At 58.7% G+C, this 13,253-nt stretch carries 10 protein-coding genes; 5 read left to right on the top strand and 5 right to left on the bottom strand.

What is annotated here, in order from left to right; translation table 11 throughout:
* The first annotated feature begins 157 nt into the window (after positions 1 to 157).
* Both purF and GSQ82_RS16615 read left to right on the top strand, forming a co-directional pair.
* Positions 158 to 1,549: an amidophosphoribosyltransferase gene (gene purF / locus GSQ82_RS16620; protein ID WP_158793744.1), complete on the top strand. Its 1,392-nt coding sequence runs from the start codon at positions 158 to 160 to the stop codon at positions 1,547 to 1,549.
* A 108-nt stretch (positions 1,550 to 1,657) separates the two neighbouring features.
* Complete coding sequence (locus GSQ82_RS16615) at positions 1,658 to 2,107, top strand: MerC domain-containing protein (RefSeq protein WP_371417220.1); 450 nt, start codon at positions 1,658 to 1,660, stop codon at positions 2,105 to 2,107.
* A 54-nt stretch (positions 2,108 to 2,161) separates the two neighbouring features.
* Here GSQ82_RS16615 and GSQ82_RS16610 read toward each other — a convergent pair whose 3' ends face one another.
* The 4 genes from GSQ82_RS16610 to GSQ82_RS16595 all read right to left on the bottom strand — a co-directional run bounded on the left by GSQ82_RS16610 (position 2,162) and on the right by GSQ82_RS16595 (position 6,103).
* Positions 2,162 to 2,677, bottom strand: coding sequence for a hypothetical protein (locus tag GSQ82_RS16610; protein WP_158793299.1), 516 nt, complete (start codon positions 2,675 to 2,677; stop codon positions 2,162 to 2,164).
* A 175-nt stretch (positions 2,678 to 2,852) separates the two neighbouring features.
* Complete coding sequence (gene purD, locus GSQ82_RS16605) at positions 2,853 to 4,118, bottom strand: phosphoribosylamine--glycine ligase (RefSeq protein ID WP_158793298.1); 1,266 nt, start codon at positions 4,116 to 4,118, stop codon at positions 2,853 to 2,855.
* Between the two features lie 19 nt (positions 4,119 to 4,137).
* Entirely contained in the window at positions 4,138 to 5,352 is a 1,215-nt protein-coding gene (locus tag GSQ82_RS16600; RefSeq protein ID WP_158793297.1) for an acyltransferase, read from the bottom strand.
* A gap of 16 nt (positions 5,353 to 5,368) precedes the next feature.
* Complete coding sequence (locus GSQ82_RS16595; RefSeq protein WP_158793296.1) at positions 5,369 to 6,103, bottom strand: metal-dependent transcriptional regulator; 735 nt, start codon at positions 6,101 to 6,103, stop codon at positions 5,369 to 5,371.
* A gap of 44 nt (positions 6,104 to 6,147) precedes the next feature.
* Between GSQ82_RS16595 and GSQ82_RS16590 the strand changes: the two genes are divergently transcribed.
* Together GSQ82_RS16590 and GSQ82_RS16585 are read left to right on the top strand one after the other, a co-directional pair.
* On the top strand, positions 6,148 to 7,467 hold the full coding sequence (locus GSQ82_RS16590) for an Nramp family divalent metal transporter (protein ID WP_254061692.1): 1,320 nt from the start codon (positions 6,148 to 6,150) through the stop codon (positions 7,465 to 7,467).
* A 62-nt stretch (positions 7,468 to 7,529) separates the two neighbouring features.
* Positions 7,530 to 8,126, top strand: coding sequence for a hypothetical protein (locus GSQ82_RS16585; protein WP_158793295.1), 597 nt, complete (start codon positions 7,530 to 7,532; stop codon positions 8,124 to 8,126).
* 75 nt (positions 8,127 to 8,201) lie between these two features.
* Here GSQ82_RS16585 and GSQ82_RS16580 read toward each other — a convergent pair whose 3' ends face one another.
* Positions 8,202 to 9,704, bottom strand: a complete 1,503-nt coding sequence (locus GSQ82_RS16580; RefSeq protein WP_254061691.1) for a YXWGXW repeat-containing protein — start codon at positions 9,702 to 9,704, stop codon at positions 8,202 to 8,204.
* A gap of 437 nt (positions 9,705 to 10,141) precedes the next feature.
* Here GSQ82_RS16580 and GSQ82_RS16575 point away from each other — a divergent pair, with 437 nt between their 5' ends.
* Entirely contained in the window at positions 10,142 to 13,036 is a 2,895-nt protein-coding gene (locus GSQ82_RS16575; RefSeq protein WP_158793294.1) for an aconitate hydratase, read from the top strand.
* Positions 13,037 to 13,253 lie beyond the last annotated feature (217 nt).

The raw sequence follows: 13,253 nt of genomic DNA, 5'->3' as shown, positions 1-13,253 counted from the left end.
GTTGGCGATGAGTTCAGGGTTTGCAACGGCGGATTCCTCTGCTGCGCTGCGGAGTGACAGACAAGAGGTACAAACAGGCACAACAACTTTCACAGACGTTGATCCTGACGAGGATGATGAGACGCCGTTCGACAAGCTGCGCGAAGAGTGTGGGGTGATGGCGATTTATAACCATCCCGATGCGGCTCGGATGACTTATTGGGGGTTGTATTCTCTGCAGCATCGCGGGCAGGAGTCGGGGGGGATCGCGAGCGCGGATGGGCAGAATGTGAACGACATCAAGGGTATGGGTTTGGTGTCGGAGATCTTTACCGATGATGTGCTGGTGAAGCTGCCGGGGCATATCGCGATTGGACATACGCGGTATTCGACGACGGGAGATTCGGCGCTGCTGAATGCGCAGCCGATCTCGGTGGAGAGTACGAAGGGATTGATTGCGATTGCGCATAATGGCAACCTGGTGAACCTGGGTACGGCGCGTGAGCGGCTGGAGCGGGATGGGGCGCTCTTTCAGACGACGAGCGATTCGGAGATCATTATTCAGTTGATCGCGCACTCGAAGGAGACGACGTTGGTGGACTGCATCGCCGACTCGTTGAGCCAGGTGGAGGGCGCGTTTTCGATTGTGATGATGACGCGGAACCGCATCTTTGCGGCGCGCGATCCGCATGGGTTTAGGCCGCTGTCGATGGGGCGGATTCCGGGTGTGGATGGTGCTCCGGATACGTTTGTGTTTGCGAGTGAGACGTGCGCGTTCGATCTACTTCATGCAAAGTACGAGCGCGATGTGAAGCCTGGCGAATTAGTGATGGTGTCTGAAGATGGCGTGACGAGCCGCTACTTCGATACAACGACCAAGCAGGCGAGTTGCGTGTTCGAGCATGTTTATTTTGCAAGGCCTGACTCGCGGATCTATGGACGTTGGGTACAGCGGAGCCGCGAGGAGATGGGCAAGACACTTGCGCGGGAGTCGGGTGTGCCTGCGGATCTAATTGTGCCGGTGCCGGACTCGGGTGTGACGGCGGCGATTGGGTATGCGACCGAGTCAGGGATTCCCTTCAACCTGGGGCTGATTCGCAACCACTATGTGGGGCGGACGTTTATTCAGCCGGAGCAGCGGGTGCGGGACTTTGGCGTGAGAATGAAGTTGAATCCGGTGAGGAGTCTGCTGGAGGGTAAGCGGGTTATTTTGATCGATGACTCGATTATTCGTGGGACAACTTCGCGAAAGATTGTGCGGATGGTACGGGCAGCGGGAGCGACAGAAGTGCATCTGCGAATCTCGTGTCCACCTACGATCTCGCCTTGTTTTTATGGGGTGGATACGCCGAGCAAGAAGGATCTGATTGCTGCAAACAAGTCCGTGAAGGAGATCTGCGAATATATTGAAGCGGATTCGCTGGCTTACCTTTCCATGGATGGTTTGCTGCATAGCTGTACTGTGGGTGATGCCGTGCCGAATACCTACTGCACGGCTTGCTACACGGGCGATTATCCGACCCAATGGGTGGATGTGTCGGAGATTCTGCCTGCCGTGACTACAGCCTAGATTGGGATGTCAAGGTGCGAATGGACCATTAGGGCTATTCATTCGCTGTGCTGGAAAGATGGGATCTATTAATGATAATAATATATCAATAGATATTTTCTTTATCTCATGCATGTCATTAAATTTAGCGAAGCTGCTGTCAAACCTATGAACACTACGACGTCACGCATCTCCATATTTTCTGCAGATAATTTAGGCATCTGGGCCTCGGCGCTCTGTGTTGTGCACTGCATTGCGACACCTTTTCTTATCTCGATGTCTGTGGTCATGGCCCATCTGATTCCAGGTGAAGAGCGAACACACCGGACACTGGCGGTAGGGATCGCGATATTGGGAGCGATGGCGCTGGCGAAGGGTTATCGCACGCACAAGAGACTCCGTGTGCTCGCGACGATGGCGGCGGGGCTGGCGTTTATCTTCTTCGGCGCGTTCTTTGCGGACCGCCTACCAAGACACAGCTTCGAGGTTGGAATCACGATGATGGGAAGTGTCCTCATGATGAGCGCGCACCGCATGAACCATAGCTTCTGCCGTGAGTGCAGCTGCTGTACCCACTGAGGGAAGCCGGGATCTGCGGTGCCGCGTGTTGAGTGAGATGGAAGCCTAACGTCATCAGGCCATCGCTGGAAAACGTTTAGGCGTTTGCGACTTAGCGCGAGCTGCGTCGAGGAGACCTTCACGCTCAGTCTTCAGTTTGTTCTCGTGCTCCCAGGAGTTTTCTTTTGGACGAGGTGGAGCCCAGGACTCCTTCGGCTTGGCTGGGCCGGCCCAGGACTCCTCTTCGATCCGGGCTGCGGTTGCACGGTCGTAGCCCATGCGCTCGAGGATAGGCATATCGTCCCGGTCGTCGTAGGCTTCCCTGGCGCGCTGGTCCAAGGTCTCGACGGCCGTTTCCTTCTCGGTCTCAGCTCCATGGCCTGATGCCATAACCGCCGCCGTGAAGTTGGCGGTGAGCCGTTGGACACACTTTTGTCCACAGAGATGTTTTACATTTTTGCGCGAGTTCTTGGGAGACTCCCAGCCGCGAAGTTTCAGTTCGCCGTCCTGTTCATAAGCCACAAACCAGTGGCTGGTGACTGTTTGCTTCTCCGCTCCGCACATATCGCAATTGATTGCCTGCCGGATCATCTGTACGTCTCCCTTGCTCGCTGATTGAAGTTGTGCGCTGCGGCACACTCCTCTCATCGGCTAAGACGAACTATGAGTGAGAATTAATCGGGACGAGGCCAGAATCTTTGGTAGTGACTGGTTTGCCGGGTTCCAAAGTGGCTTCCCGGGCTGAGCTCGCAGGCTTTGACGGATGCTACTCGAGGGCTCTGTGGCCGATGTCGCGGCGATACTGCATTCCATCGAAGGAGATCTTCGCGATTTCCGCATAGGCCTTGTCGAGGGCACCGCGAAGATCGGGAGCGACAGCGGCTATGGCAAGCACGCGACCGCCGGCGGTGACGAGCTGACCGTCCTTGATGGTGGTGCCGGAGTGGAAGACAACGACATCTTTGGAGGACGACGCGGAGAGGCCCGCGATGGGTTTGCCCGAAGCATATTTGACTGGATAGCCCCCGCTGGCCGCAATGATGGAGACGCTGGCGCCGGCGCGCATCCTGATGATGAGTTCGTTGGCGGTGCCGTCGATAGACGCGTTGAAGAGATCGAGGATGTCGGTCTCTAGGCGCAGGAGGATGGCTTCGGTCTCGGGGTCGCCGAAGCGGGTGTTGAACTCGAGGACCATGGGACCGCGCGGAGTCATCATGATGCCGACAAAGAGAATGCCTTTGAAAGGGCTTCCTTTGGAGTTCATGCCGTCGACTACTCTTTGAGCGACGTTGCGCAGGAGCCACTGCCGCATGGCCGGCGTGGCGATGCCGTCGGTGGAGTAGGCGCCCATGCCGCCGGTGTTGGGGCCGGTGTCGCCCTCGCCGATGCGCTTGTGATCCTGCGCCGAGGCGATCTCGATGGCGTGGGTGCCGTCGCAGAGCGCGAAGAAAGAAAGCTCTTCGCCGGTGAGGAACTCCTCGATGACGACTTCGGTCTCCTGGGTGCCGAGGAGCACGCCGCTGAACATCTGCGCGGCAGCTTCTTCGGCCTGGAGGTGGGTCTCGCAGATGACGACGCCTTTACCTGCGGCGAGGCCTGAGGCTTTGACGACTACGGGGACGGTGAAGCGGGTGAGCTCTTCGCGGACTTCATCGAGCGTGGTGCAGAGGGCGTAGGCAGCGGTGGGGATATCGTGGCGCTGCATGAACTCTTTGGCGAAGGCTTTGCTGGTTTCGAGCTTTGCGGCGGCCTGGGTGGGGCCGAAGACGCGGTGACCACGTTTCGTGAGTTCGTCGACGAGGCCGACGGAGAGCGGAAGTTCAGGGCCGACGATGGTGAGATTGGGCTGTTCGACGGCGACGAGGTTGACCATTTCGTGGAGGTTGCCGGGGCCGACGGGGATGCAGCGCGCGAGTTGAGCGATGCCGCCGTTGCCGGGAGCACAGAGAATCTCCGTGACCTGCTCTGATTTGCGTAGCGCCCAGACGAGGGCGTGCTCCCTGCCACCACCACCGATTACTAAAACTTTCATCCGCTTCGAGTGCTCCCTATTATGTCGTGCTTATGTGATTATCTCTTGTTTTGAGAGGTCGAATCGAGGGTGTGACCGAGCCGAGTCTTTCGGGGCTGTCGCCCCAGCGTCTACGAAGCCAGCGGTTCATTGGCTCCGAGTAGCCACGCGCTACGAGTTCTCCTAACAAAGCTGCCAAGAGAATGACAGCGATGAAGAGGAGCGGGACGTATCTGATTGGCTTGCCTGCGGAGATAAAGAGGGAGAAGAGTCCGAGAACGATGAAGATGTGGGTCAGGTAGACCTCATAACTGCGCTGGCCTAGTCGGAGTAGCGGTGTGAGTATGCGAGGGGCTCGCCAATGCGTCTGGGCGAACGCCGCGATGATCATGCAGGTTCCCGCGGCGAGGATAGTCATGTTGAGGCCATTGCGCCCGAGACCCCAGATGTATGCGCGGATGGAGAAGCAGAGGCTGAAGATAAGTAGGACTGTGCCGAGGATTCCAAGCGTCCAGAGGGTTGTGCGGGAGAGGTAGCGTTTTGCAGCGAAGAGTGCGGTGAGACAACCGAGAGCGATAGCATCCATGCCTCCAAGGTAGGAGTACTCTCGCCAGACTGGGTTGTGGTTGAAGGCACGCGACCGAGCGAAGGGCCCGAGAACGATGAAGGCAAGCAGGGGGAACAGAAGATATCTTTCGCGACGGAAGAGACGGCAGGCCAAGGGGAAGAAGAGGTAGAACATCTCTTCGACGGAGAGTGACCAGAGAATGTCCCAGCTTGGCGGCATGTAGTCTCTTCGAGCTTCGAGAAGATTGATGTGGAAGGTGAGTGCCGCCAGTAGAGCGCGTCCCAAGCCCCCGGTCTTTTGAGAGACAACGAATCCTTCGATATGGGCGAGATGAAGGCCGCACAAGATCGCAAGCAGAAGCAAGAGCAGAGGGGCGATGCGAGCGAACCGAAGCAGGTAGAAGTCGCGCACATTCACGTTGGAGATTGACCCCCAGCGCCGAAGCGTTGTGGATGTGATGAGGAAGCCAGAGACGGCGAAGAATATCTGTACGCCAAACTGCCCGTTCCAGACGAGGGAGTACACAAGCTGAGGCGGAAGACCGTGGGTGTATGGAACTTTCGCGCTGAGCAGTCTCATGTTGACGTGATTCATCAACACAAAGAAGATGGCCAGGCCGCGGAGGAGATCCACTCCGTCCAGCCGCGTCCAACTCTTCGCTGGTTTTATCGTCTCCGCCAGAGCCATGCCCCATTGTGAACGATCATTGTTGTGGTTTGCTGACGGTGATGGCTTCGGCTAAGGAGTGGCTTAACAGGGCTGGTTTTGTAGAGGAGCCGATGCGAACCTGGTAGGCGCCCTGGAAGGGGAGTTGTTCGCTGAGGGTGAGTTTGACGCCGGGGCGAATTCCCTGCGCAGCGAGATAGCGGAGCATCTCGGGATCGTTATCGGAGACGCTCGAGACCTTTGCCGATTGGCCGGGGCGGAGCTGCGAGAGCGCCTGCGGCTCCTGGGCTGGGAGGGAGCCGTCGAGCGCGGGGATGGCGTGCCCGTGAGGGTCGAACTCGGGATGGCCGAGCTTGGCGGCGATGCGCTCCTCGAATCGTTCGGAGATGAAGTGTTCGAGACGCTCGGCCTCCTGGTGAACTTCGTCCCATGGGTAGTCGAGGATCTCGTGGAGGAAGGTTTCGATGAGGCGGTGGTGTCGGACGATCTCGAGGGCACGCTTCTTTCCGGCCTTTGAGAGCTTTACGCCGTGATGTTTCTCGTAGGCCACTAGTGGCGGATTCTGTCCGGCGAGCTTCTGCAGCATATTGGTGACGGAGGCCGCAGTGATGGAGAGATGGGCCGCGATCTCAGTACTGGAGACCTGGCGCTCAGGCCTGCCACTGAGCTGAAAGATGGCTTTGAGGTAGTCGTCGACCGCTTCGCTGCCCGGGGGATGGGCAGATTCTTTTGGCTGGTCGGTTCGGTGTGCCTTCGAGAGGGGTTTTGCCATGGGAGTTCAGTTGACTTAGGTTAGCATTAAAGCGATATTTAGTCATGGCTAATATTTCAATTAGAGAGGAGAAGCCAACGTTCCAGCCGAAGTTTCGGCGGAACGAGATGTGGAGGTACTTCGGGCCGGCGTTTGTCGCGTCGGTTGCGTACATCGATCCGGGAAACTTTGCGACGAACATCCTTGGCGGCAGCCAGTACGGGTATCGGCTGCTGTGGGTGTTGTTGTGGTCGAACGCGATGGCCATCCTGATCCAGTATCTTTCGGCCAAGCTGGGCATTGTGACTGGGCTTACGCTGCCGCAGAACTGCAGAAGACATTTCTCGCGTCCGTGGACTTTATTTTTGTGGGTGATGGCGGAGGTTGCGGCGATTGCGACGGATCTCGCCGAATTTTTAGGCGCTGCGCTGGGGATCTATCTGTTGTTTGGCGGGACGCTGCTGGCGCATGGCTGGACGCGGACGGAGACGCTGTTTGCGGCGGCGATGATCGCGGCGGTGGCGGTGTTTTTCATCCTTGCGCTGGACCTCGCGGGCTATCGGTGGCTGGAGCGGGGCATCATGGCATTTGTCGGCCTCATCGGATTTTGCTACGGGTTCGAGGTGTTTCTGGTGCATCCGGACTGGAGACTTGCGGCGTTCTCTACACTGGTGCCCACGCTCGATCCGAAGGAGATCCATGGCAGTCTATATGCGGCGGTCGGGATGCTGGGAGCGACGGTGATGCCGCATGTGGTATACCTGCACTCGGCGCTGGTGCAGCCTAGGGTACAGGAGCTGGCGAAGGAGCCCAGAGTTGAGGGTTTCTCACGGCGTCGGAGGTATCTGCAGTTCGAGTTGATCGATGTGCTTTTCGCGATGAACGGAGCGTGGCTGATCAACTCGGCAATGATTGTGATGGCTGCGGTTGCATTTGCGCACAGCCGAATGGCGCCGAGCATCGAGCAGGCATATCACACACTAGGGCCATTGCTTGGGCCTGTGTCGGCGACAGTGTTTGCGGTGGCGCTGCTGTGCTCCGGATTGTCGTCGTCTACGGTGGGAGTCATGGCCGGGCAGGTGATCATCGAGGGATTTCTCGATATCAAATTTTCGGTCTTTCTGCGGAGGCTGATCACCATCATTCCTGCGCTGCTCGTGATTGCCTTTGGGCTGGATCCGCTGCGGATCCTGATCTTGTCCCAGGTGGTGTTGAGCTTTACGCTGCCGTTTGCGCTGGTTCCTCTACTGATTTTGACGAACAGGGAGTCAGTAATGCGGAGCTTTACGAGCGCGAGACGGACGCGTATCGCAGGGTGGTGCACGGTTGCGATTATTCTGACGTTGAATGTAGTGCTGCTTGGTCAAATTGCGCTGGGTCTGTAAGACTCATTCGATACAAGTGGCTTTGATACAGGTAGCTCCATACAAGTGGCGAGGAGAGAAGGATGATCGGCGATGCGGAGCAGTACCGGGAGTTGACTGCGCTCTACAGCTCTTATGGTGATGATGAGTTAGTTGCGCTGGGACGTACCATGGCCGACCTGACGGAGGCCGCACAGGAGGCGCTACGGGGTGAGGTGGGACGACGCAGACTGACGGCTGCGCCGGTTCGAGAGGAGGCTGCGAGCCGTGTGCTGAGCGAGGACGATCTGGCCAACCTGCGTGCTTATGCCGCGATGGCGCCGGCAGAGTGTGTGTTTGAGTTCGAGGATGGATACGGAGCATCAGCTGCCTACCTGGCGCTGGGGGAGGCTGGAGTTGAATCGGTGGTGCTCACGCAGGATGGCGCAGGTGGGTTGCGGGGACCGCGTGTCGTTGTTGCTCCGGAGGATGCTCAGAGAGCAACGGTCATCTTGTCGCAGCCCCTGGCGGAGAGATTCAGGACGGAGGCGGAGGTGGCGCCTGAAGAGTTCGACGTGCCGGCCTGTCCGATCTGCGGTAGCCATGAGACGTTATTGGACGCGGTCGACCCCGTGAACGAGTGGAGGTGCGATGACTGCGATCATACGTGGCTTGAGGATGCTGCCTCTGAAGAGGGTTGAGGGCATTTAATCTGTGCGGAAAAAAAAAGGACCCACCAAGCGGCGGGTCCTCTCTTGTTTGTGATCGGTGAAGAACTATCGACGCTCGTCTCCATGTGCCCCACCTCCGCCTTGGGGACGGGACTCGGGAGCGGGTCTGGCTTGTTGCTGTGGTCGTGATTCCGGGGCAGGTCGAGACTGAGAATTGGGACGCGTTTCCTGCGGCCGCTGTGTCTGCTCCGGTCTTGTTTGTTGTTGGGGACGGGACTGCTGCTGCGGTCTCGTTTGAGGCTGCTCTGGACGAGCCTGGGGCTGAGCAAGACGAGTCTGGGGCTGCGTTGGGCGAGTCTGGGGCTGAGCAGGACGGTTTTCTGGTTGGACGGGCCTGGTTTGCGGCTGGTTGGGTCTGACCTGGGGTTGGGTTGGTCGTGCCGGCTGCACCTCGGGGCGGTTGACCGGTTGGCCGGGGCGATTTTCCGGCTGGCCAGGCCGGGTTTCGGGTTGGCCGGGGCGGACGTTTGGTTGACCAGGGCGAACACTGTTGGGATTGGGTTGGCCGCTGGGGCGATTGCCGGGCTGTACTGCGGCACCGGGGCGTTGAGCGTTTCTATCTGCGGCGATGGGACGTGTGGCTGCGACCATCGCTGGGCGGCCCTTGTTCTCGTTGTAGAACTGCTGCCGATTCTGGGCAGCTTCGCGCTGGTTCTGGATCTGCGTTGACATGGGGGCGACGCGAGGTCCGCGCATGGCTGCCACTTCTGCAGGCTGAGGCCTTACTGCCAGTCCGCCTCTGCCACCGTTATACGAGACGCGGTTGTTGATCGTGGTGTTGTTTACGATGACCGTCCGGTTATAGACGTTGGTGATGCGAGTCGTATTGATGCGGTTGACGGCGCGGTTGTAGTAAAAGTTGTTACCGTTCCAGTAGCCGCCGTGATAACCGCTGCCGGTGTAGCCGAAGCCATAATTGATACCACCGTAGAAGCCGATATGCGTGCCCCAGAAGCCGCGGTGGAAGAGATAGGCATTGTTATAGAAGCCCCAGTAGCCGGGGGTCCAGAGGGCGCCATAGTAAGGCGGAGCGCACCATGCGCCGGGAACCCAGAAGTAACCGGCGGGAGCATAACTCCAGTAGCCGGGGGTCCAGAGATAGTTGGGCGCGGGGGCTTCGGGCTGCTCATACACGGGCAAGGGAGGAGGAGGCTGTTCGGCCTGGAGGAGAGACTGTTCGTCGGCGGCCTGGTCCGCGTCGGAGTAGTTGTCGGGGGCGTTGTAGTCGTAGCCCTGGCTTGGCTGGGTGTTCTGCGCGGCGCCATAGGACTCGTTCTGTGGGGGAGCGTATTGCTCAGAGGACTGCTGGGGTTGCGCCTGGGAGCGTATGCCCAGGACCCTGGACGTCGCTGGCTGAGCAGGAGCAGCGGGCTGTTGCTGCTGGCTGTTATCGACAGGAGCCATGTTGACGTCCGCCGGATCGGGCCCGGAGTTGTTTGGGATGGAGGCGGCATCGGGTGCTTTGTTGCAACCGGAGATACCCGCAACCCCGAGCGAAGCGATACCTAGCGTGAGACCTAAGAAAAATCTGGGACCGGACCTGTACATTCTGAATTTCTCCTTACTCATGACTTCTTCCTATTCTTCAAGCCGCATTTGTAAACACGCATTTTGTGAACAGGATGCGTTTATAAGATGCGGTTTATGCTACTCAGAGGATTTCGCCCGTTAGTAAGCATCCAGATGGCCGAAGCTCATTCCAACCGTATCCCTCGATGGTCAGACCTTTACGTCGATTGCCGGCAACATGCACTCTCCTGGTACGAAGGAGGCTTTACGTGTGGATGGGTAATCGCAGTAAAATGAGCTCCATGGCTGGCTGTCTTCCCAAGACGAAGCGCTTCCGCCACGGTCGCCCCGACCGCGGACGTGCTGACGCTACGACCCATCAAATCTGATAGGCTTCAGCCGTCGATGTCGCAGGCTGCAAGTTAGACACCGCCCCTTTACCTCGCGCTAATCAAGCGCGCCTCGGAGAAGATACCATGTCGGCCCAATCCCATCCTGATTCGTTCAAGAGCCAATCCAGCCTGACCTCCGGCTCCAAAAGTTATCGTCTGTTTCGCCTGAAGGCGCTCGAAGAGACGGGCGTCGATCTGGCGCGGCTTCCCTTCTCTCTCCGCATTCTGCTGGAGAACCTGCTGCGCCATGAGGATGGCCGCACCGTGACGGCAGAGGACATTCAGTTTCTGGCATGTTGGGATCCGAACGCGGAGCCTTCGCGAGAGATCGCCTACATGCCGGCTCGTGTGTTGATGCAGGACTTTACCGGTGTGCCCGCTATCGTCGATTTGGCCGCGATGCGGGATGCGATGCGTGTGCTGGGCGGAGACCCGGAGAAGATCAATCCACTGCAGCCGGCGGAGCTGGTGATCGACCATTCGGTTCAGGTGGACGAGTTTGGCACGACGCGGGCGTATGACCTGAACGCTGCGTTGGAGTTTCAACGGAATCGCGAGCGGTATGCGTTTTTGAAGTGGGGACAGACTGCGTTCCATAACTTTTCCGCGATCCCTCCGGGGATGGGAATATGCCATCAGGTGAACCTGGAGTATCTGGCGCGGGTGGTGTTTACGACGCAGCCCGATGCGGACGGCACGATGTTCGCTTATCCGGATACGCTGGTGGGAACTGACTCTCACACGACGATGGTGAATGGGCTGGGCGTGCTGGGTTGGGGCGTGGGCGGCATCGAGGCCGAGGCTGCGATGCTGGGACAACCGGTATCGATGTTGGTGCCGCAGGTCGTTGGATTTAAGCTGACGGGCAAGCTGAAGGAGGGCACGACCGCGACCGACCTGGTGCTGACCGTGACCGAGATGCTGCGCAAGCTGGGCGTTGTGGGCAAGTTCGTCGAGTTCTATGGGCCGGGAATCGCAGAGCTTCCGCTGGCGGATCGTGCGACGATCGCGAATATGGCTCCCGAGTACGGGGCGACCTGCGGGATATTTCCTGTAGATGCCGAGACGCTGCGCTATCTGCGGCTGACTGGACGACCTGAGGAGCAGATTGCGCTGGTGGAGGCGTACTACCGCGAGCAGGGGCTGTTTCACACGGCGGATGCGAAGGAGGCTGTGTACTCTGCACTCATCTCTCTGGATCTAGCGACCGTAGAGCCGAGCGTGGCGGGGCCGAAGCGTCCACAGGATCGCGTACGTTTGTCGGGCGCGGCGGAGAGCTTCAGGGATCAACTTCCGGCTCTGCTGGGGCCGAATGGGAACAAGCACGTTATACGGCAGATGGTGCGCTGGGAGGGTGAGGGCGGGCACGCGAGCGCTTCGGGTGACGTGACCAGCAGCGTGGGATCGTCAGCGCCGGTTGTGGAGTCGCCAGTGGTCCCGGTCATTACAATTCAGGACGAGAGCCTGCCCCACCTGGAGGCGCCACATGTGTCGATCAAGACACGCTTTGGTGTGGATCCGGAGAAGTACCTGAATCACGGATCGATCGTCATCGCGGCGATTACGTCCTGCACCAATACGTCGAATCCCTATGTGATGATGGCGGCCGGGCTGCTTGCGAAGAAGGCCGTGGACAAGGGGCTGAGCACACCGCCGTGGGTGAAGACGTCGCTCGCGCCGGGTTCGCGTGTGGTGACCGATTACTACGTAAAGGCGGGTCTGATGCCGTACCTGGACAAACTGCGGTTTCAGGTGGTGGGGTATGGATGTACGACGTGTATTGGCAACTCGGGACCGCTGCCGACCGATGTTTCGAAGTCGATTGAAGACCATGGGCTGGTTGCGGTTTCGGTGCTCTCTGGCAACCGGAACTTCGAGGGAAGGATCTCGCCGGAGGTACGGGCAAATTACCTGATGAGTCCTCCGCTGGTGGTGGCGTATGCGCTGGCCGGGCACATTGCGCATAACTTTGAGACGGATCCGCTGGGCAGGGACCAAAATGGCCGACCGGTGTTCCTGAAGGACATCTGGCCGACTCAGGCGGAGGTCTCGGAGGCGGTTAACTCTTCGATCGATTCGGAGATGTTCCGGAAGCAGTACAGCACGGTGTCGGATGGCGACCAGAACTGGCAGAGCCTGAAGTTTCCTGACGGCGATACGTATGGATGGGAGCAGCACTCCACTTATATTCGAAAGGCTCCTTACTTCGATGGAATGCCGGCTGTGCCTGCTCCGGTGGAGGATATTCACGGAGCGCGGGTGCTGGCTGTGTTGGGGGATTCGGTCACGACCGATCACATCTCTCCAGCGGGTTCGATCAAATTGAATGGTCCGGCGGGCAAGTACCTGACCGAACATGGCGTAAAGCCGTCTGACTTCAACAGCTATGGGTCGCGGCGCGGCAATCACGAGGTGATGGTGCGGGGCACGTTCGCCAATGTGCGGCTGCGGAACAAGCTGGCTCCGGGGACCGAAGGCGGCGTAACGAGACTGCTACCGGAAGATCTGCCGATGTCGATCTACGACGCTTCGGTTGAGTATGCCAAACGGGGTACGCCGCTGGCGATCCTGGCGGGCAAAGAGTATGGTTCGGGGTCTTCGCGAGACTGGGCTGCGAAGGGGCCGCGGCTGCTTGGGATTCGGTTTGTCATCGCGGAAAGCTACGAACGGATTCACCGGTCAAACCTGGTCGGGATGGGGATTCTGCCGTTGCAGTTCCTGCCGGGGCAGAATATCGAGTCGCTGCGCCTGACGGGCGAAGAGGTATTTGCGATCGGGGATGCTCCAGGACAATTGAAGGCAATGCTGGACAGCAAATTTGCCGATGGCAAGACCATCTCCGTATTTGCGGAGTCGGATCTGGGCAAGACGATCGAGTTTTCGGCGACGGTACGGATCGATACACCGCAGGAGATTCTGTACTACCAGAACGGCGGCATCTTGCAGTATGTGCTGCGCCAACTGGCGGGTAAAGCCTAAGGCCTGCGGCAGATAGTAGTTCTTTCCAGGATGCGGAATCAGCATCCTGGAAAGGGCGTTCGGATGTGTTCGGCAATTTTTCTAATTCTGAGACGGAGTGGTCGGACGACTTTCGGGTTTGACGCTGAGCTTGGGGTCCTCACCTGAGAAAGATTTCGCATCTGATAACGATGCGCTCTCTTTTCCTGCCAAGGATCCTCTCCTTGTGCGTTCTTGC

Source organism: Granulicella sp. L60 (assembly GCF_009765825.1).
Classification (GTDB): domain Bacteria; phylum Acidobacteriota; class Terriglobia; order Terriglobales; family Acidobacteriaceae; genus Edaphobacter.
The sequence above is the reverse complement of the archived record's forward strand: the minus strand, read 5'-3'. Positions and strand labels throughout refer to the sequence as shown.